Origin of the sequence: Alkalihalobacillus sp. FSL W8-0930, assembly GCA_037965595.1 — a bacterium.
Lineage (GTDB): Bacteria > Bacillota > Bacilli > Bacillales > Bacillaceae_D > Alkalicoccobacillus.
Genome location: CP150183.1, coordinates 915,862 through 936,544, shown reverse-complemented (window position 1 = coordinate 936,544; position 20,683 = coordinate 915,862). Strand labels below are relative to the sequence as shown.

21 protein-coding genes and 1 riboswitch are annotated in these 20,683 nt (G+C 43.2%); of the genes, 1 reads left to right on the top strand and 20 read right to left on the bottom strand.

What is annotated here, in order from left to right; translation table 11 throughout:
- Positions 1 to 76 precede the first annotated feature (76 nt).
- The 6 genes from NSQ54_04975 to NSQ54_04950 form a co-directional block, all read right to left on the bottom strand.
- A complete protein-coding gene (locus NSQ54_04975) occupies positions 77 to 328 on the bottom strand; it encodes a hypothetical protein (GenBank protein WYP27464.1) in 252 nt (83 codons plus the stop codon).
- 88 nt (positions 329 to 416) lie between these two features.
- Complete coding sequence (locus NSQ54_04970) at positions 417 to 1,595, bottom strand: NAD(P)/FAD-dependent oxidoreductase (GenBank protein WYP27463.1); 1,179 nt, start codon at positions 1,593 to 1,595, stop codon at positions 417 to 419.
- Positions 1,596 to 1,642: 47 nt separating this feature from the next.
- A complete protein-coding gene (locus NSQ54_04965) occupies positions 1,643 to 2,065 on the bottom strand; it encodes a DUF1641 domain-containing protein (GenBank protein WYP27462.1) in 423 nt (140 codons plus the stop codon).
- A 320-nt stretch (positions 2,066 to 2,385) separates the two neighbouring features.
- Positions 2,386 to 4,119 (bottom strand): adenine deaminase, encoded by a 1,734-nt coding sequence (gene ade, locus NSQ54_04960; protein ID WYP27461.1) that lies wholly within the window; start codon positions 4,117 to 4,119, stop codon positions 2,386 to 2,388.
- 128 nt (positions 4,120 to 4,247) lie between these two features.
- On the bottom strand, positions 4,248 to 4,559 hold the full coding sequence (locus NSQ54_04955; GenBank protein WYP27460.1) for a YerC/YecD family TrpR-related protein: 312 nt from the start codon (positions 4,557 to 4,559) through the stop codon (positions 4,248 to 4,250).
- Positions 4,560 to 4,627: 68 nt separating this feature from the next.
- Complete coding sequence (locus NSQ54_04950) at positions 4,628 to 6,370, bottom strand: adenine deaminase C-terminal domain-containing protein (GenBank protein WYP27459.1); 1,743 nt, start codon at positions 6,368 to 6,370, stop codon at positions 4,628 to 4,630.
- A 138-nt stretch (positions 6,371 to 6,508) separates the two neighbouring features.
- On the opposite strand from NSQ54_04950, the gene NSQ54_04945 reads away from it, so the two are divergent.
- Entirely contained in the window at positions 6,509 to 6,754 is a 246-nt protein-coding gene (locus tag NSQ54_04945) for a DUF2892 domain-containing protein (GenBank protein WYP27458.1), read from the top strand.
- Here NSQ54_04945 and NSQ54_04940 read toward each other — a convergent pair.
- The 14 genes from NSQ54_04940 to NSQ54_04875 form a co-directional block, all read right to left on the bottom strand.
- A complete protein-coding gene (locus NSQ54_04940; GenBank protein ID WYP27457.1) occupies positions 6,749 to 7,105 on the bottom strand; it encodes a hypothetical protein in 357 nt (118 codons plus the stop codon). The genes NSQ54_04945 and NSQ54_04940 overlap by 6 nt on opposite strands.
- A 346-nt stretch (positions 7,106 to 7,451) precedes the next feature.
- Positions 7,452 to 8,708, bottom strand: a complete 1,257-nt coding sequence (gene purD, locus NSQ54_04935; GenBank protein WYP27456.1) for a phosphoribosylamine--glycine ligase — start codon at positions 8,706 to 8,708, stop codon at positions 7,452 to 7,454.
- 17 nt (positions 8,709 to 8,725) lie between these two features.
- Positions 8,726 to 10,264: a bifunctional phosphoribosylaminoimidazolecarboxamide formyltransferase/IMP cyclohydrolase gene (purH, locus tag NSQ54_04930; protein ID WYP27455.1), complete on the bottom strand. Its 1,539-nt coding sequence runs from the start codon at positions 10,262 to 10,264 to the stop codon at positions 8,726 to 8,728.
- Positions 10,261 to 10,851: a phosphoribosylglycinamide formyltransferase gene (purN, locus tag NSQ54_04925; GenBank protein WYP27454.1), complete on the bottom strand. Its 591-nt coding sequence runs from the start codon at positions 10,849 to 10,851 to the stop codon at positions 10,261 to 10,263. The genes purH and purN overlap by 4 nt, the downstream gene beginning before the upstream one ends.
- Positions 10,848 to 11,885 (bottom strand): phosphoribosylformylglycinamidine cyclo-ligase, encoded by a 1,038-nt coding sequence (gene purM / locus NSQ54_04920; GenBank protein ID WYP27453.1) that lies wholly within the window; start codon positions 11,883 to 11,885, stop codon positions 10,848 to 10,850. Before purM ends, purN begins: the two co-directional genes overlap by 4 nt.
- A 20-nt stretch (positions 11,886 to 11,905) precedes the next feature.
- Positions 11,906 to 13,318 (bottom strand): amidophosphoribosyltransferase, encoded by a 1,413-nt coding sequence (gene purF, locus NSQ54_04915; GenBank protein ID WYP27452.1) that lies wholly within the window; start codon positions 13,316 to 13,318, stop codon positions 11,906 to 11,908.
- Positions 13,303 to 15,519, bottom strand: coding sequence for a phosphoribosylformylglycinamidine synthase subunit PurL (purL, locus tag NSQ54_04910; GenBank protein WYP27451.1), 2,217 nt, complete (start codon positions 15,517 to 15,519; stop codon positions 13,303 to 13,305). The genes purF and purL overlap by 16 nt, the downstream gene beginning before the upstream one ends.
- Positions 15,503 to 16,186, bottom strand: coding sequence for a phosphoribosylformylglycinamidine synthase subunit PurQ (gene purQ, locus NSQ54_04905; GenBank protein ID WYP27450.1), 684 nt, complete (start codon positions 16,184 to 16,186; stop codon positions 15,503 to 15,505). The genes purL and purQ overlap by 17 nt, the downstream gene beginning before the upstream one ends.
- The gene (gene purS, locus NSQ54_04900) at positions 16,183 to 16,434 is read right to left on the bottom strand and encodes a phosphoribosylformylglycinamidine synthase subunit PurS (GenBank protein ID WYP27449.1); all 252 of its coding nucleotides are present in this window, start codon (positions 16,432 to 16,434) and stop codon (positions 16,183 to 16,185) included. Before purS ends, purQ begins: the two co-directional genes overlap by 4 nt.
- Positions 16,434 to 17,144 carry a phosphoribosylaminoimidazolesuccinocarboxamide synthase gene (gene purC, locus NSQ54_04895; GenBank protein WYP27448.1) on the bottom strand — a complete coding sequence of 237 codons (711 nt, stop codon included), beginning with the start codon at positions 17,142 to 17,144 and terminating at the stop codon, positions 16,434 to 16,436. The genes purS and purC overlap by 1 nt, the downstream gene beginning before the upstream one ends.
- A 21-nt stretch (positions 17,145 to 17,165) precedes the next feature.
- Positions 17,166 to 18,461, bottom strand: a complete 1,296-nt coding sequence (purB, locus tag NSQ54_04890; GenBank protein WYP27447.1) for an adenylosuccinate lyase — start codon at positions 18,459 to 18,461, stop codon at positions 17,166 to 17,168.
- 30 nt (positions 18,462 to 18,491) lie between these two features.
- Positions 18,492 to 19,625 (bottom strand): 5-(carboxyamino)imidazole ribonucleotide synthase, encoded by a 1,134-nt coding sequence (gene purK, locus NSQ54_04885; protein ID WYP27446.1) that lies wholly within the window; start codon positions 19,623 to 19,625, stop codon positions 18,492 to 18,494.
- Positions 19,622 to 20,107 (bottom strand): 5-(carboxyamino)imidazole ribonucleotide mutase, encoded by a 486-nt coding sequence (purE, locus tag NSQ54_04880; GenBank protein WYP28497.1) that lies wholly within the window; start codon positions 20,105 to 20,107, stop codon positions 19,622 to 19,624. The genes purK and purE overlap by 4 nt, the downstream gene beginning before the upstream one ends.
- A gap of 135 nt (positions 20,108 to 20,242) precedes the next feature.
- Positions 20,243 to 20,344, bottom strand: a riboswitch (purine riboswitch).
- Positions 20,345 to 20,421: 77 nt separating this feature from the next.
- On the bottom strand, positions 20,422 to 20,622 hold the full coding sequence (locus tag NSQ54_04875; GenBank protein WYP27445.1) for an NETI motif-containing protein: 201 nt from the start codon (positions 20,620 to 20,622) through the stop codon (positions 20,422 to 20,424).
- Positions 20,623 to 20,683 lie beyond the last annotated feature (61 nt).

Genomic DNA, 20,683 nt, shown 5'->3' with positions numbered 1-20,683 from the left:
TTGACAATTACACGATTCAAATTGTGATTTTTACACGTATGTTCTCATTCATCTGTAGTAACATTGATAATCATTATCATACCGTATGATTCCGCCCAAGTAAACGATTAATAAAGCTTTTTCTAAAACTGTTCATAAAAAAAGAATCATCGTCTCCTGTTCGGATCGAATGATTCAGTGATGTTCGTGTATATAGATAATCTTTTTTCGTTTTGGTTTTTCTTGTTGCAAGGTCAGCAAACGCATAAGGACTACGGTTCTTACTTGGGTTACGCATTCCTTCTCGTTCAAGCTTTTTGCGGTGTTTTTGAGCTTTTGAACGTGCCATATCAGTCATCTCCTTTTATTCATATATCTCTATTATAAGGGAAACAAAAAAAATCTGAAAGCTCTTAGTTGAGCCTTCAGATTAATCATTAGTATGCTAAGCTAAATAGTCCTTTAATGTGCGTTAAGTAACGAACATTACTTGCTTCTTTCATAAGAGATGCAGGCATTCCCTTTAATGGCGTAGAATTTTGACCAATCGTTGCAACAGCATCTTTGCGGCCTAGGCTTGCAAGTGTTCCAGAGTCGATTGGGCTAAACGGCGCACATTTCTTTCCTTCAAGGTACGCATATAAGTTGTAACCAACCAATTCACCCATTTGCCATGCGATTTGAGCCGTTGGCGGGTATGGACGACCATCTGGTGAGAAGTATACAGCACTATCTCCAACCACAAACACATCTTCATGAGAAGTAGACTGAAGACCTTCTGTTACAGTCGCTCGACCGCGGTTTACTTCAAGGCCAGATTCTCCAACTAGAGGATTTCCTTGAACGCCACCTGTCCAGACAAATGTGTTAGCTACAATTTTTTGACCATCTTTTAGATCAATGATGTTGCCTTCCACGTTTGTAACAGGAAGACCTGTTAAGAACTCGACGCCACGTTTTTCAAGACTCTTCGTCGCACGCTCGATCAAATGATCTGGTAGTACAGGAAGAATTTTCGGACCAGCTTCTACTAGTTTTAATTTGATATCTTGTGGATCTACACCAAGTGATCTAGCGAAAGCAGGTAATGTATCAGCAAGCTCACCAACAAGCTCAACACCTGTTAGTCCACCACCACCGATTACAATTGTAGCATCTGCTTCATTTTTTGTTTTTGCATATTTGCGAATGCGATCTTGAATATGATTGTGAACTTGATTTGCTTCAGCTGCTGATTTAAGAACCATGCTGTTTTCTTCAAGTCCAGGGATGCCGAAGTAAGCTGTTTTACTTCCAAGACCAACCACTAATGCATCGTAGCTAAGCGTGCTTCCGTCTGATAACACTACTTCTTTGTTATCAACAGAGAACGAGTTAACTGTTGCAATTTTAAGGTCAATGGATTTCCCTTTAAATAGCTTTTCAAGTGGCATAGCCACAGCGTCCTCAGCAATGTTCCCAGCTGCTAAACGGTGAAGCTCCGTAATAATTTGGTGAGTTCCAGTTTGGTTAACCACTGTTACTTTTGCTTGAGATTCACTGTAATAATTTCTAACAGTTAAAGCAGCTAAAAGTCCGCCATAACCTGCGCCTAGGATGACAATATGTTTTGACATTCTTTTTTCCTCCGTTTTTAAGTCAACTAATCAGCCGTTCACTTGAATTACTTCTTGTTCTCACGCTCGTTCATAACATTAAGGTAAGCTTGAGTGAAGCGGAATAACTTTTGAGCTTGAGGGTCTTTTAGAAGCTTCATTAGGCCAAAAATTCCAATGACTTCATTACTTGCTTCTGCACGCTCTTTTGCTTCAATTGCTGTTTGAGCAACTTCCTTCGCTGTTTCTTTAACTGGCTCAAGAATTTCTGTAATTGCTCCAACTGTATCTGCTTTCAGCACATCATCAGTAGCAACAGAATGAGCAAAATCGTATGATTTCGTCATTACTGTAATCATTTCAGTCAATTTTGGTAATTGATCAACTAGCGTTGTGAGTGATTCTTGTACCTCTGGTTTCAAAAGCTGATCAAGTAATTCTACTTGTTGCTTGCTTAGTGAAACTTGTTGTTGTTCGCTCGTTTCTGACATGTACAATTCTCCTTTACTTTATAGCCTTGAGCTATTTTCTCCTAGCTTGTATAGGATTATGTAGAGCCTCTTGCAATTTATCAAATGTGAATGTACTCACAAACATAAATAAAAAAACACTACAAAATATGGGCAAGGCCTTACTGACTACCGTATATAGAATAATCCTTTACGCTGTTTTTGTCAAAAAATCTTGACAGTTTTATGACAGGTTTTAAGAAGAAGTCTCGACTCATTCGTCAAATAAAAAAGCAGACGATCCATATATCGAATCGTCTGCTTTCTTTATTGATTTGAATGTATCTAGCTTCTGAGTGTTATCACTGGATTGAAACGTGCTTGAATTGCGTGACATCAAATAAACCAGTATCGGTTAATTTTAAGGCTGGAATAACTGGTAAGGCCAAGAAAGCGAGGGTTAAAAATGGATCCCAGTCTTCGTTAAAACCGATTGTCTGGAGAGCGTGTTCTAATGCTTGAATTTCCTTTTGGACAATTTTATGGGGTTTTGTTGACATCAGTCCAGCAAGATCAAGTGATAGGCTAGCCACCACTTTTCCTTCTTTCACAACTGCCATTCCACCATCTATTTCTTTCACGTGGTTAATCGCAGCAAGAATACTTTCATCATCCGTACCACATGCAATCACGTTATGAGAATCATGCGCGACAGTGGATACAATGGCCCCATTTTTAATGGGAATTCCTTTTACAATGCCGAGTCCTACATTGCCTCGCTGCTTATGGCGCTCAACGACCGTTAGCTTTAGTTGATTTTTAGCTGGATCAGGTTGAAAGCAGCCTTCTCTCACTTGAATCGACTCTTTAATTGATTTTGTAATGATCGAACCAGGGCTACTTTCAATAATGGTCGCATCTTGATCTGGATTTGCTGGAAGCAACAGATCTTGAAGTGTGACAGGAGCCATGTTCATGCTTTTCAGTAAGTGGTCAGGTGCGTCAATCGATTCCCGAACATTTTGCACAGGCTCTCCTTTTGTGGCATGCAGCTCACCTTTTACAAAAACAGAATCGACCGTAAATGTGGATAGGTCATTCACCAGGAGGAACGTTGCCTCATAGCCAGGTGCAATCGCACCTTTCTCCTGGAGTCCAAATGCTTCTGCCGCATTAAGTGTAGCTAGTTGAATAGCTTGAAGCTCTGACATACCAAGATTAATCGCCTTACGTATGCTTCCGTCAATACTACCTTCTTTAATTAGATGATCTAAGTGACGGTCATCTGTCGCAAATGCAAAACGTCTTGCATTCGCCGGTGTGATCGCAGGTAATAGGGCTTCGAGATCCTTTGCTGCCGTTCCTTCACGGATTAGCACATACATTCCACGACGAACTCTCTCTAACGCTTCCTCCGCGGTTACTGCCTCATGATCATTACGAATACCTGCTGTACGATACGCATTTAACGCGTAAATGTCTAAGCCGGCAGCATGGCCATCTACCACATGGCCGCCTGCATGCGCGCTTAAAATCTTTTCAAGCATATCCGTTTCACCAGATAAAACAGCTGGGTAATTCATGACTTCCCCGAGTCCAAATGCGTGCCCTTCTTCAAATAAAGCTTTGACATCTGTTGCCGTTACATCTGCACCATTATGTTCAAATGGTGCAGCAGGTACACATGAAGGAATCATCATTTTAGTATCCAATGGAAGGTCCTTGGATGCATCAATCATATATCGAACAGCTTCTGCCCCACCGACATTTGCAATTTCATGAGGATCGGCAATAACAGTTGTGACGCCCTTTGGCACCACAATTTTACTGAACTCCTCAGGAGGCACCATGGCTGATTCAATATGGATGTGACCATCAATTAGGCCCGGACAAACAAAGGCTCCCTTTGCATCAATCCGCTGGTTAGCGTCTGGGTAGGATCCAATACCAACAATGAGACCTCCACTTACAGCTACATCTGCTTCGATTATGGTTAGATTAAAAACATCAATCACTTTACCATTTGTAATGACAAGATCTGGTACGCTCTGCTTTGAAGAAGCCGCAATGGTTGTTTTGAGTGATTCTGCGTTCATCGTGCAAGCCCCTTTCAAACACGTTTTTTTATATTTGAACTATTGTAGTCTATTTTAGCGATCGATGCACACCTTTTTTCAAAAAAAAGCTACCTGAGCATGGCAGAACCATGTCAGATAGCTTTTACTTATTCGGTTGACTCGGTTTGTTCTTCCTTGATACGATCGAGTGCCATCGTGTAACTGTCATTACCGTAATTTAAGCAACGTTTGACCCTAGAGATTGTTGCTGTACTTGCCCCAGTCTCTGTCTCAATTTTGTGATACGTATATCCGTTTTGAAGCATTCTAGCTACCTCAAGACGCTGTGCCAGTGACTGTATTTCATTAATTGTGCAAAGATCATCAAAGAATTCATAGCATTCCTCTAAATCTTTTAGTGAAAGAACGGCTTTAAACAGTTGATCAAGTTCCTTACCGCGTAACTTATCGATTTGCAATCATTTCACGCCTTTCCAAAAATTTCGGCATGCCTGATCTTTTGACCAGGAACTTATACTTTACCATTTTAGCGCATAATCGCAGGAAAGAGTATCTTTTTCTTTGTAACATCATAGATTCCTCTTTGTGTAACGCGAATATATGGCAAATGAGTAGATGAAAAGAATTGTAAACTGTAGATTGGATCTTCATGCTTATAGCCTCGATCACGCAATTGAGACACAAATTTCTTCTCTTCTTCCATAATGCCTTCCATTGACTTATCGGACATTGCACCATTTAAGGAAAGAACGATATTTCCAATGACTTCGCCGTCCTCTACAAGTGCCATTCCGCCGCCTTGTGCCTTAACAGCACGAAAAGCTGCAACCATGTCCTTCACATTTTTGCCGATTAAAATGAAGTCACCTGTGTTCGAAAAGGAACTAGCAAACCCTTTGATTTTATTTGAGAAACCTTTAATCATGGTATTAATCATCCATTTACCATTCTTGTCGATCAGAACAAAGAAGCTTTCATCATGAGTATCACTTAACTCATTCACTGTTCCTTCAACTGAAATGCGATAAGGCTTTAAGATAACGGCATTTACCATTTCGATTCCCATTGGCATAGAGAAGTGCAATTCACTCTCATCCAAGTCCCAGCTCGTATCAAGTGGTTTGATGCCATAATCGCTCCAGCCAAATGACTCTTCTCCTTGACATTCAACTCCATCTCGAACAATCCATTGTCCTTTTGCTAAAACACCAATTGGTTTTGGCGAATGTTTGTCAGACAGGAAATTAAGATGTGCGATGCGCCCAGGTGCAATCATTCCTAGCTTATGATCCAAGTTGTAATATCTGGCTACATAATACGTGGCCATCCCATACGCATCAAAGTCAGATAACCCGGCATCAAGTGCCATTTTAATTAATTTATCCATGACTCCGTCCTCATAAAAGGAAGGCGGAGATCCATCTGTTGTCATGATACAACGTACAAAATGGTCAACCCCAAGCTCTTGCATTTCACGAAGCAGATTCGGCAAATCAGGACGCATGGAAGAATGACGTAGTGAAGTCATATACCCCATATCCAGACGGCGTACAGCTTCTTCCCCGTTTATCGCCTCATGATCACATGTGACACCAAGCAGGGCCATCTGAGATAATGTCCGTTCTGATGCTCCTGGCAGGTGACCTTCAATTGGTTTACGCAAGCGACTGGTCTCCTGCATCCAGTGGAGTGTAGAATCATCACCTTCTAGCACTTTTGGCCATGACGTTAACTCGCCACCCTGTACAACCAGATGATGCTCAAGCCATGCTTTCATGCGAGAATTCGTAAAGTGAGCCTCGCTCTGAAGCTCAGTCTGAGGATCATATCTTGCCCACCAGTACATACTTGCAGGCATCTCCTCTAGCTTTTCAATCAAAGAAAGCGCTTTCTTTTTTTCAACATTCGAAAAGAAATATAAATTATCATTGATCAGTGTTGTTGTCCCACGAGCTGAAGCATATCTTGCAAAGCTATGGGGATTATATAATTGAAACGGATGAGCATGGTGCTCAATATACCCAGGTACAACGACTGAGTTCTTACATTCAATTATTTCTGTATCCTTATCTGTTACCGGGGGAAGCTCCTGTCCAACATAAACAATTCGATCATCCGCAATCCAAATATTTGCTTTAAGCCATTTACGTCTGGCGTGATTGAGATACGTAGCATTTTTGAGAACAATTGAAGGCGCTTTTTCTCCCCTGACGACATCAAGGTGCTGGCGTAAGCGTTTCTTCGTCCAGCGATATATGCGTTCCGTCATTGGCAGATCACCCATTTCATTTTTCTTTTGTCTATATGTTATCACAAAATCAAGTCTATATAGGAAAAACTTGTGACATCTTTTCACACATTAATTGTGAAAAGCATTAAATAACTTTTTAAAGTGGAGGAACTGATCATGAAACCAAATTTACATCTCATTGAATCATTTATTCGCCTTACATGTGGCCTCACATTGCTCGGATTATTTTCGGCTAAGAAACAAGCATCCCTTATTGGTTTTATCGGCATTATTCTAGGTGCATTAAAGGTAGCCGAAGGAATTACTCGCTTTTGTCCTATTAAGTATATGAACAAGGCAAATCAGATAGAAACAAAAAAACACGAACATCATCAGGATGGACGTGTGATGAACCCATCATAGCGCTGGGTTCTTTTTCTTTTTGCCAATTAACAGCCCTATACCTAGCCCAAGTAAACTAAGAATGTAAAATAGAAGCAATGTGCTTTCAACACCAAAAGGAATGAAAAAGTAGGACCACCGTTCGATTTGGAAGGCTTGAACACAGAGGTAGGAAATGACATATGAAATGATTGGAATGGCGACCGTTTCAAGACCTAGGACCTTACGTCTTGTCAAGAACCCAACCAAAATAAAAACAATGCCCCACCCAATGTAACCTATAACTGCATGATACGAAAAGTCCAACTGCATTCCAATATAACCATACGGGATTAAAGCAAAAAGCAGAAACAAAGTGATGCGTCTGATCATTAGTCTTGGTCTCCTCTAAATTAGAATTGATTGACATTTATAATATTAGTAAAACATGGAAATAGAGTACTGGGCAATAGTTGTTTTTGGGTTAGCGTTTCACTCCTAGCGTCTATCCCATGGATCCTGCTCCCTATCGCATCCATCCCTCCCCCATCACATGCATCCACCCCTCTATCACATCGATCCCTCCTCCATCGCATGAATCCACCCCTCTATCCCATCGATCCCTCCTCCATCACATGGATCCAGCACCCTATCGCATCGATCCTGCTCTCCATCGCATCGATCTCGCTCCCAACTCAACAAAAAACAGCACCCGCCGAAGCAGATGCTGTACTCATCTTTATTTAATTGCTTTGTCCGCGATGTCCGTCCGGTTAAAAAGGCCTTCGCTCTTAATATGGAGCAGGGATTCGTAGGCTTTTTCCTTTGCTTCTTGAATGGTTTCTCCTTTGGCTGCAACGAGGAGGACGCGGCCTCCGTTTGTTTGCCAGATTCCATCATGAAGGGCTGTTCCTGCATGAAAAACGAGTCCTTTTTTGGCGGCTGCTTCAAGTCCGGCGATGGCTACACCTTTTGGATACTCTCCAGGGTAACCAGTGCTCGCCATAACCACACCAACCACTGCTTCTTCTGACCAGAGGAGCTCTGGTTTTTCACCGTAATGTAATTGCTCCATCACGTCGATGAGATCTGTCTCTAATCGTGGAAGCACCACTTGTGTTTCTGGGTCTCCAAAGCGAGCGTTAAATTCAATCACTTTTGGACCCGTTGCTGTCATCATTAAGCCTGCATATAGAATGCCGGTAAATGGTGTGCCTTCTTCAACCATTGCCGAAGCAGCCGGCTCTAATACAGCACGAACCGCCACGTCAACTTGATTGGCATTAAATTGAGGCACAGGAGAGTATGCACCCATCCCGCCGGTATTCGGACCTTTGTCACCATCAAATGCACGCTTATGGTCCTGCGCTCCGACCATTGGCACGACGATATCATTATGAACAAACGCCATAAGGGATAGCTCTTCCCCTTCTAAATACTCCTCAACTAACACACTTGCTCCAGCATCTCCAAAGCGATTGGCTTCTAGCACGTCAGACAAAGCAGCTAGTGCTTCCTCTTCTGTCATCGCAACCGTTACGCCTTTTCCAGCTGCAAGTCCGTCTGCTTTAATGACGATCGGCGCACCTTGAGCTTTTACATAAGCCGCAGCTTCCACGTAGTCAGAAAATGTGGCAGAGGCACCTGTAGGGATGCCATACCGATTCATCAAGTCTTTCGCAAAGGACTTACTGCCTTCAATTTTTGCAGCGGCTTGGTTTGGTCCAAATACCTTTAATCCAGCTTCTTTAAAGTGGTCAACGATCCCAAGGCTTAAAGGCACCTCTGGTCCAATGACGGTCCACTCTACGTTGTTTTCTTTAGCAAATGAAATCAAACCTGCAAAATCCGTTTCACCAATAGAAACCACTTGAGCTACATCTGTCATTCCCGGATTCCCCGGTGCTGCAAATACGTTCTTAACTTTTGTGCTTTGCGAGAGCTTCCACGCGATGGCATGCTCTCGTCCACCGCCTCCAACTACAAGTACATTCATTGTGGCATCCTCCGCTCTTAGTGTTTAAAGTGACGTGTTCCAGTGAATACCATAGCAATGCCGTATTCGTCCGCTTTTTGAACCGATTCTTCGTCACGGATCGATCCACCCGGCTGAATAATCGCTTTGACTCCTGCTTTTCCTGCTGCTTCCACTGTGTCACCCATTGGGAAGAATGCATCGGATGCAAGCGCTGAGCCGTTTGCACGTTCACCTGCTTGTTCAATGGCAATTCCTGCCGCACCAACACGGTTCATTTGTCCAGCTCCAACACCTACTGTCATTTCACCGTTTGTTAATACGATCGCATTGGATTTCACATGCTTTACAACCTTCCAGCCTAACTTTAAGGCTGTCCATTCGTCTCCTGTTGGCTGACGTTTCGTTGGAACAGTCCAGCTCGTCTCATCTACCTCTGGCTTGTCTTCCTCTTGTACGAGCAATCCACCTTGAACAGATGTGACTTTGTTCACTGCTTTTTCTGTTGTCTCAATAGCAAGCTGAAGTAAGCGGATATTTTTCTTTTTTGTTAAGATCGCTTTTGCTTCTTCTGTAAAGCTAGGAGCGATAATCACTTCTAAGAAAATGGTAGACATCTTCTCAGCAGTCACAGCATCTACTTCGCGATTCAATGCAATGATTCCACCAAAAATGGATACAGAATCTGCTTCGTACGCACGGTTGAATGCTTGTTCAATTGTTTCACCTGTACCGACTCCACATGGATTCATGTGTTTTACAGCGACAGCTGCTGGTTCAGAAAATTCCTTTACAATCTCAAGAGCTGCATTCGCATCACCAATATTATTGTAAGAGAGCTCCTTGCCGTGAAGCTGTGTCGCATTTGCGATTGAGCTCTTGTCTCCTTGAGCAGATTTGTAAAATGCTGCTTTTTGGTGTGGGTTCTCTCCATAACGAAGAGATTGACTGCGCTCATATGTAAGGGTTAGAGATTCAGGGTATTCTTCTCCCACCGCTTCAGTTAAATAGCTTCCAATCATCGCATCATACGCAGCTGTGTGACGGAAAACTTTTGCTGCTAAACGACGACGCGTGTCTCCGTTAACTGCTCCATTTTCTTTTAGTTCAGCTAACACATGCTCATAGTCGGAAGGATCGACAACAACTGTTACGTGGTTGTGATTCTTTGCTGCTGAACGAAGCATGCTTGGCCCACCGATATCGATATTTTCAATGGCGTCTTCAAATGTAGAGCCTTCCTTCGCAATTGTCTCAGCAAATGGATATAGGTTTACGACAACAAAATCAATTGGATCAATCGAGTGTGTTTTAAGAGCTTCCTGGTGCTCCGCTTTCTCACGCATCGCAAGTAAGCCACCATGGATGTTTGGATGAAGGGTTTTAACTCGTCCATCAAGAATTTCAGGGAAGCCCGTCACTTCTGAAATACCGATCACAGGGACACCGGCTTCTTCAAGCGCTTTTTTTGTTCCACCTGTAGAGATGACTTCAATGCCTTGTTCTACGAGTCCTTGAACAAATGGTACTAATCCTTCTTTTTTAGATACACTGATTAATGCTCGTTTCTTACTCATTTTTGTCCGTCTCCTCCTACAACTTTTCTCTCCATGATTTGCTTAACCGTTTGCGGATACAGCTTATGTTCAATTTCTTGAATCTTTTTGAACACATCTTCACTTGAATCGGTCTCTTCAATGACAATTTTATCTTGGGCAATAATCGGTCCAGTATCCATGCCTGCATCAACATAATGAATGGTTACACCGGTTTCACTTACTCCTGCTTCGAGTGCCTGCCCCACTGCGTCTAATCCAGGAAAAGCTGGTAAAAGCGATGGGTGGATGTTCACAATTAGTCCCTCGTATGCATCTAGCAAGGTGGAACCAATCAATCTCATATATCCTGCTAGACAGACAAATTCCACACCGTACTCGTGCAAATGAGAGACTACTTTTGCTTCATAATCTGCTTTCGTTGGAAAGTCCTTTGGCGCTAACGCAATAGCAGGAACCCCGTAGCGTTCAGCTTTTTCAAGCGCACCAGCTCCCGGCTTATCAGAAATAAGAAGCGCGACCTCGCCGCCTAGTTGCTTTTGGGATGCGGCTTGCATTAGAGCCTCTGCATTTGAGCCTGTACCTGAAGCAAATACAGCGATCTTCATGAATCAATGCCTCCAATAGTTACACCTTCGCCGCGAGACACACGCCCAATGATGTAGGCCTGCTCACCTTCTGACTCAAGTGTACGAATGACATCAAGGTGCTCATCTTCTGGAACAACAAGCATCATTCCAATTCCCATATTAAAAGTAGAGAAAAGATCTTTTTCACTCAATTCTCCTTCTCTTTCTAGCACATTAAAGATGGAAGGAACTGGCCAAGAGCCGTTATCAATCTCTACTTTTGTACCTGATGGCAGCATTCTCGGAACATTTTCATAGAAACCACCGCCTGTAATGTGAGCAAGCCCGTTTACAGTGTGGTGTTTAATCGCAGCAAGTAATGGCTTCACATAGATCTTAGTTGGAGTTAGTAACACTTCACCCAATGTGTCCTCTAAACCATCCACTTGATCGGTAAGAGCATACCCTGCTTTTTCAAGTAGCACATGTCTCACAAGTGAAAAACCATTGCTGTGTAAGCCGCTTGAACTTAGACCAATGACAACATTGCCAGGCTTGATTGCATCGCCCGTAATCAGTGCGGACTTCTCTACAGCTCCAACAGAAAATCCTGCTAGATCGTATTCCTCCGGATCATACATACCCGGCATTTCAGCTGTTTCGCCTCCAATAAGAGCACAGCCAGCTTGTTCACAGCCATCTGCCACTCCTTTGACAATGGCTTCGATTCGCTCTGGATCAGCCTTTCCACATGCGATGTAATCAAGGAAATAAAGCGGCTCTGCACCCTGAACAACAATATCGTTCACACACATCGCAACGGCATCTACACCGATTGTGTCATGCTTATCCATCATAAAAGCAAGCATAAGCTTTGTTCCTACACCGTCTGTTCCGGATACAAGGACCGGTTCTTTGTAGTTTAGAGAAGATAAATCGAAGTTGCCTCCGAATCCACCTAGACCTCCAAGAACACCTGCACGAGCTGTTCTTTTCACGTGCTGTCCCATTCGTTTTACTGATTCATAGCCTGCTTCAATATCAACACCGGCTTGTTTGTATGCATCTGACATGCGAATGCTGCCTCCCTTTATTACACCTTTGCGTGTGGATGAACTGTATCTGCATAAATTTCTGTTGGATATTCTCCTGTAAAGCAAGCCAAACATTGACCACAATTACTCATTTCCGGATTGCGTCCAATTCCCTTCATTAACCCATCTGTGCTTAAAAAGGCTAAGCTATCTGCACCCATCATGTCACGCATCTCTTCTAATGAATGCTGCGAAGCAATAAGTTCTGAAGTGGTCGATGTATCAATTCCGTAGAAACATGGATGCTTAATCGGAGGCGAACTGATGCGCACATGAACCTCAAGGGCTCCAGCTTCCTTCAACATATTCACAATTCTCCGGCTCGTAGTCCCGCGAACAATGGAGTCATCGATCATAACTACTCGTTTGCCTTCAACAACCCCACGTACGGCTGAAAGCTTCATCTTCACACCTTGCTCACGTAGCTCCTGTGAAGGCTGAATGAACGTACGTCCAACATAGCGGTTCTTAATTAATCCAAGTTCATAAGGGATTCCTGTTTGCTCGGCATAGCCAATGGCTGCTGAAATACTAGAATCCGGCACACCAGTTACCACATCTGCTTCGATTGGTGCTTCAATGGCAAGCTGTTTCCCCAGCTGTTTTCTCGCCGTATGAACGTTGATGGTTTCAACGTTGCTATCAGGGCGAGCAAAGTACACATACTCCATGCTACAGATCGCAGGATTCGGTGATTTGTCATATTGTTCACTACGTAATCCGTTGTCATCAATAATCACCATTTCTCCAGGCAATACGTCACGTTCATATGTTGCACCGATGATATCAAAGGCACAGGTTTCAGAAGCGACAACGTATGCTTCCCCAATGCGACCAATAGCAAGTGGTCTCAGACCATTTGGATCCATTGCAACAATGAGTTGATGTTCATTCATCACCGCAAACGCATAGGCTCCTTTAAGCATGGCAAGTGCATGGCGGAATTGGTCTTCTAAAGACCAATAGCCGCTACGCTTAATGAGATGCGCGAGTACTTCTGTATCGGATGTAGATTGAAAGATACTTCCTTGGTTTTCAAGCTGAAGCTTAAGGTTGTTGGCATTCACAATGTTTCCGTTGTGTGCAATGGCCAGTCCGCCTACCTGTGAACGAAACATCAGTGGCTGTACATTCGCGAATCCACCGCCGCCAGCTGTAGCATAACGAACATGACCGATCGCCGCAGAGCCGTGAAGAGAATGTAAGGTTTGCTGGTCAAAGACTTCATTTACGAGACCAAGTCCTTTATGAACATTCAACGTGTCTCCGTCAGAAACAACGATGCCTGCTCCTTCCTGACCTCGATGCTGAAGACTATGCAAACCATAATACGTAATTTGCGCTGCGTCTTTATGTCCCCAAACAGCAAATACTCCACACTCTTCATTTAAGCCTTTTATTTCAGCAAACATGGAATGGCTCCTTTCCAAGCCTTAACGATTTCTTCTTGTGACACATCAAGAACTGCCTTGCCGTTCTCGTCACATACAACTAATTGATTCTCATTTGTGACTTCACCAATACATTCCGCATCTACAATCGCTTCAAAGGCTGTACGATGTTCAGGAGAAATAGTCACAACAAAACGAGACTGACTTTCTGCAAAAAGGTTAACCGGGTTTGTACCTTCTTGTTGAACGCGAACACCAAATGTACCAGATGTCATTCCTTCTGCTAATGCAACCGCAAGACCACCTTCAGATACATCATGAGCAGATGCAACGAGACCAGATTGAATTGCTTTTAAAAGCTGTTCTAAACGAGCTTTCTCAAGAGATAAATCAATCTCAGGCGCCTTACCGAAAATACGTCCTTCTTGAAGCTTTTGAAGCTCACTTCCACTAAACTCAGGTTTTGTTTCGCCTAAAAGATAAACAAGATCGCCAACTGCCTTGTAGTCCTGCGTTGTAATATGATCAAGATCCTCAATTAGTCCAACCATACCGATTACAGGCGTTGGGTAAATCGCTCCACCAGTTGTTTCATTGTAAAGAGAAACGTTTCCACCGATAACCGGTGTTTCAAGCGTACGGCACGCTTCACTCATTCCGTCTGTTGATGTTTCAAGCTGCCAGAAGATCTCAGGCTTATCAGGGCTACCGTAGTTTAAGCAATCCGTTACTCCAAGAGGTACGCCACCAGATGCGACGATGTTACGAGCCGCCTCGGCTACAGCAATCTTGCCACCCACTTCAGGATCTAGATATAGATAACGTGAATTACAATCTGTTGTCATCGCAAGTGCTTTACGTGTATCACGGATGCGCACAACAGCTGCATCGGAACCAGGTGATACCACCGTGTTTGTTTGAACCATGTAGTCGTATTGATCATAGACCCATTCCTTACTCGCAATGGTTGGCTGAGCTAGTAGTTTAAGTAATGTTTCATTAAAGTCTTCTACTTTAGGTACATAAGCAGCTTGTTCTTGGAACTCCTTGTAATAAGCTGGTACAGATGAAGGCTTGTGATAAACAGGTGCTTCTTCAGCTAGTGCATCTACAGGAACATCTGCCGCTACCTCGCCGTTATGCATCAAACGAAGACGTTTATCGTCTGTTACGTAACCAACCTCTGCTGAAAGTAGTCCCCAACGATCGACGATTTCTTTGATTTCAGCTTCTCTTCCTTTTTGCACAACGATAAGCATACGCTCTTGAGATTCAGATAACATCATCTCATAAGCAGTCATGCCTTTTTCACGTTGTGGAATCAGGTCTAGGTTCATCACAATTCCAGAACCAGCTTTACTAGCCATCTCAGCAGAAGACGATGTTAGTCCTGCCGCTCCCATGTCTTGAATCCCAACTAACGCATCACTTTGAATTAACTCAAGGCATGCTTCAAGTAAAAGCTTTTCCATAAATGGGTCGCCTACTTGAACGGCTGGGCGTTTCTCTTCTGAACTTTCACTTAACTCCTCAGATGCAAAGGTTGCACCGTGGATCCCGTCCCGGCCTGTGCTTGCGCCAACGTACATCACTGTGTTTCCTACACCTTTTGCTTGCCCTTTTTGAATGTCTTTATGGTCAATTAAACCAACACACATTGCATTCACTAAAGGGTTTCCTTCATAACAAGGATCAAATTGTACTTCTCCCCCTACTGTTGGGACACCGATACAGTTTCCGTATCCTGCAATACCCGCAACAACCTCTTCAAATAGGTAGCGAACCTTTGGAGACGTTAGTTCACCAAAACGAAGAGAATTTAATATCGAGATTGGTCGTGCTCCCATGGAGAACACATCACGCAAAATTCCGCCAACTCCGGTTGCAGCTCCTTGATAAGGCTCAATCGCTGAAGGGTGGTTGTGGCTTTCAATTTTAAAAACAACCGCCTGTTCATCACCAATATCAATAATTCCTGCACCTTCACCAGGTCCTTGAAGAACCTTTTCACCTGTTACAGGGAACTTCTTAAGAAGAACCTTTGAGTTTTTGTAGCTGCAATGCTCTGACCACATAACTGAGAATAATCCGGTTTCTGTATAGTTAGGGGTACGCCCTAAAATCTCTTCAACAAGCTGGAATTCATCATCAGTTAAACCCATAGCCTGATACAGCTTTTCTTTTTTTACCTGTTCAGATGTTGGTTCAACGAGTAGTGACATGAGAGTCCCTCCAGTTTTTTAGAATAGATTGAAATAATGGTAGCCCTTGATCACTGCCAAGAAGTTCTTCTACAGCACGCTCTGGGTGAGGCATCATACCGAGTACATTTCCTGCCTCGTTCACAATTCCTGCAATTTGATGACGAGATCCATTTACATTCTCGCTATAACGGAACACAATTTGATTATTTGCTTCAAGAGCTTGATACGTTTCTTCGTCACATTCATAGTTTCCTTCACCATGTGCGACTGGAATCGTAATCTCTTGCCCCTTTGTATAAGTTGAAGTGAATAATGTATCTGCGTTTTCTACCGATAGTTGTACCGGACGACAGATAAATTTAAGTCCCTCGTTACGCTTCATGGCACCCGGAAGCAATCCAGCCTCCAAGAGAACCTGGAATCCATTACAAACACCAAGAACGGGTACGCCTGCATTTGCCGCTTCAATGACCGCATTCATAATTGGAGCAAATCTAGCAATGGCACCTGAACGCAAGTAGTCTCCATGTGAGAAACCACCCGGCAAGAGAATGCCATCATACCCATCAAGTGAGGTATCGTTGTGCCACACGTAATCTACCTCTTCCCCAAGCTGGTCGCGGATCGCATGGTACATATCCGCGTCACAGTTTGAGCCTGGAAATACTATGACCGCAAACTTCATGAAGAGACAACCTCCTCAATGTCATAGCTATAGTCTTCAATAACGGTATTCGCTAAAAGCTTCTCGCACATTTCTTTTACACGAGCGTCCACATTGCTTGTATCTGCAAGTGTCAGCTCCATGTATTTTCCGATACGTACTTCTTCTACTTCCTTATACTCCATTGTGTGTAGCGCATTTTGAACCGCTACCCCCTGAGGATCAAGAACACTTTCTCTTAACGTTACGTAGACTTTAACTTTATACATTATTGGCCTCCCAAGCGTGTTAGTATTTCCTGATATCCATCTTGCAAGCTTCCTAGATTACGACGAAACAGATCTTTATCTAGCTTCTGGTTTGTTTTAATGTCCCAAAGACGACATGTGTCAGGTGAAATTTCATCAGCCAACAGCAGCTTCCCTTCGTCTGTACGACCAAACTCTAGTTTAAAATCAACGAGTCTTACACCAATTCCTGCAAACAACTCTACTAATAACTCATTTACTTTTTTGGCTTGAATTTTAAGAGATTCAACCTCTTCGGCTGTTGCTGCCCCTAAGAGATACACATGATCCTCTGTGATAAGTGGATCACCTAACGAATCATCTTTGTAGTAGAACTCAACGATTGGTTCAACAAGTGGCGTGCCTTCTTCTATTCCAAGACGCTTTGCCATGCTTCCAGCAACGACATTTCGGACAACCACTTCAAGTGGAACGATCTCCACCTGACGAACAAGTTGCTCCGTGTCAGATAATCTCCGAATGAAGTGACTATGAAGCCCTTTTTCATTTAAATGAGTAAAGATTAACGTGGAAATCTCATTATTTAATCTCGCCTTACCTTCAAGCGTGTCCTTTTTCTCTCCGTTAAATGCTGTTGCGTCATCCTTATACGTGACCCAAAGAACACCCGGTTCAGACGTTTGATAAATTCGTTTTGCCTTTCCTTCGTAAAGCTGCTGCTGTTTTTCCATTGGTGTGGACCTCCCTAAGGTTTACTGTAAGCCAAGGCGATTAAAAATCGTATCTACATGCTTTAAGTGATGTTCATAGTTAAAGCATTCGTCAATTTCTTCCTTAGATAGCACCGCTGTAATGCGCTCTTCTGCATCAACAAGCTCGCGGAATTGAATACCTTCTTCCCACGCTTGTGTGGCTTTTGGTTGAACAAGGTCATAGGCTTCCTCACGAACCATGCCTTTATCAATAAGAGAAAGAAGCACGCGTTGAGAGTAAATAAGCCCGTATGTGCGCGTCATGTTACGCTTCATGTTTTCAGGGAAAACAGTAAGATTCTTCACGATATTTGAGAAACGATTTAACATGTAGTTCAGACCAATCGTTGCATCCGGCAGAATCACTCGTTCAGCAGATGAGTGAGAGATATCACGTTCGTGCCATAATGGTACGTTTTCGTAGGCTGTCAGCATGTAGCCTCTAATTAAACGAGCAAGCCCAGTCATATTTTCAGAACCGATTGGGTTACGCTTGTGCGGCATTGCAGAAGATCCTTTTTGACCTTTTGCAAAAAATTCTTCAACTTCACGCGTCTCACTCTTTTGAAGACCACGAATTTCAACAGCAAATTTCTCTACAGACGTTGCAATCAGTGCAAGAGTCGCCATATATTCTGCGTGACGATCACGTTGCAAGGTTTGAGTAGAGATTGGTGCTGCATTCAGACCAAGCTTCTCACAAACAAGCTGTTCAATCTGTGGGTCAATGTTGGCATAGGTTCCAACGGCACCAGACAGCTTACCAAAACGTACGCCCTCCGCTGCGTGTTTAAAGCGCTCAATGTTACGTTTCATTTCCTCATACCATAAGCCAAGCTTCAATCCAAATGTTGTTGGCTCTGCATGAACACCGTGCGTACGTCCCATCATTACTGTGTACTTATGTTCAATAGCTTTGTTTTTTAAGATTTCTAGAAAACGATCTAAGTCTGCAGCTAAAATATCATTTGCTTGTTTAAGTAAATAAGAAAGGGCTGTATCTACAACATCTGTTGACGTCAGTCCGTAATGAACCCATTTGCGCTCTTCTCCAAGTGTTTCAGATACCGCACGTGTAAAGGCAACCACATCGTGTCTTGTCTCTTCTTCAATTTCAAGAATTCGTGCAATGTCAAAGCTCGCATGCTCGCGAATCTTTTGAACATCTTCCTTTGGAATCATTCCTAGCTCAGACCATGCTTCACACGCAACAATCTCAACCTCTAGCCAAGCATTATAACGGTTTTCATCAGTCCAAATGGCGCCCATTTCCGGACGAGTATAACGTTCAATCATGTAAGTAAGCCTCCATATAGTATCTATAAATTAGTTCGTTGCTACTTTCTTGAATTGCTCAAGCTGACTAAGTGCAGCTTCTACTGTATCTGCAAGAACAGTCAGATGACCCATCTTTCGTTTTTCCTTTGCTTCTGCTTTCCCGTATAGATGAAGCGAAATATCACCTAGAAGGTGTAGCTTTTCGTATAAAGGCTTAATGTCCTCACCGAGTAGATTCTCCATGACAACAGGCTTTAGGAGCTCTGTGCTACCAAGTGGCAGCCCACATACCGCTCTAATTTGCTGTTCAAACTGTGATGTCAGGCACCCTTCAATCGTGTAATGTCCTGAATTATGTGGACGGGGTGCGATCTCATTTACAAGAATGTGACCATCCTCTTGAACAAACATTTCAACTGCAAGCGTCCCAACTACTTCAAGACCTTCTGCAAGCTTTAAGGCAATGGCTCGTGCTTCTTCAGCTGTTTCTTCTGAGATACGCGCTGGCACGATCGACTGGTGCAAGATATTGTTTTTATGAATATTTTCAGCTACTGGGAACGTACTTGTTTCTCCGTTTCGAGAACGTGTCACAATCACCGATACTTCACACTGAAATGAAATCCATCCTTCGAGTACCAGCTCACCTGCTTGTATTAGCTCTATTGCAGCCTGTTCAAGTTCTTCAAACGTTCGAACAACAGCCTGGCCTTTTCCGTCGTATCCTCCTCGACATGTTTTCAAAACAGCTGGAAGTCCAACAGTCTCATATGCTGTTTGGATGTCTGAAAGTGATGATACCTCAGCATAGGGTGCTACAGGTACGCCGAATGATTCAATTGTTCGTTTTTCAGTTAAACGATGCTGACTCACTCGTAACACGTCAAAACCTTGTGGAAAATCAACATGTTCTGTCAGCCACTTTGCCGTTGATTCATCTATGTTTTCAAACTCATATGTGATGACGTCACTTAACTCCGCAAGCTTAGCTGCGCCGTCAAGATCGTCATAATTTGCTTCAATCACATGATCAGCTACTTGAGCACACGGGGAATCGTGTCCTGGTTCTAAAACCGCAATTCGGTACCCCATTTGCTTTGCTGATTGAGCCATCATTCTTCCTAATTGTCCGCCACCGATCATACCGATGGTTGCTCCTGGTTTCACTTGAACATCGCTCATAGCGTATCACTACTCGCAAGAACAGCTTCTTCTGTTTGTTTACGTTTGGTTAGCACGGCATCCTGTACCACTTGATTCGTAGTCCCAACAATTTGTGCTGCTAAGATCCCCGCATTGGTTGCACCGGCACGACCAATGGCAACCGTTGCTACCGGTACACCTCCTGGCATCTGGACGATTGACAAAAGTGAATCAAGTCCATTTAAAGCCTTGGATTGAACTGGAACCCCAATTACAGGTAGTGGCGTTTTTGCTGCTACCATACCTGGTAGATGAGCAGCTCCTCCTGCTCCAGCAATGATGACTTTTAGACCTCGTCCAACTGCTTGCTCAGCATATTGAAACATTAAGTCTGGTGTACGATGAGCAGATACCACTTTCTTTTCATAAGGAACATTTAACTCATCCAACATGTCACACGCGTGTTTCATTGTTTCCCAATCAGATGTACTTCCCATGATTACGCCAACAGCTGGCTCCATCACCATCATTCACTCCCTCGTATGACTGCTTGTTTCAAACAAAAAAAACGCAGAATCAGATCCTAATCTGCACAATGAGAGAAAGACAGCTAATTCCGCGCTTTACGTACCCCATCTACTAAAAACGGTAGACAAATGTACGCTATCTTCCCTCATAGTCTGATAATTTACGGTTATCAGGTAGAAACGTATGGGCCATATTCCCAAAATTATATGAGGTGTTATTTCGTTTTTTATCGACAATGCACATTAATCTTACAAGGTATTTTTAAGAGTGTCAACTAAAAGTCGAACGGTTTTATCTCATTAAAGAATTATTGTTCGTCTTCCTCTAATATTCCCTCAAAAATAATCTGCTGATGACTAATAACTGGAGTTTTTGAGCCATTTTCTTTAAAAACTGGCTTCTCCATGCGTCGAATAGGACGATATCCTTCGTCTTTCATACGATCGAGACACTCTGCTATACTCTCCTCTGGCGCAACACTAAATTGTTGTTTACGTTTTTTAGCCAATGTAACTCCCCCTTAAACGATCTTTGTGTTAATTGTAGCATGAGGACCTCTTTCGTTCGAC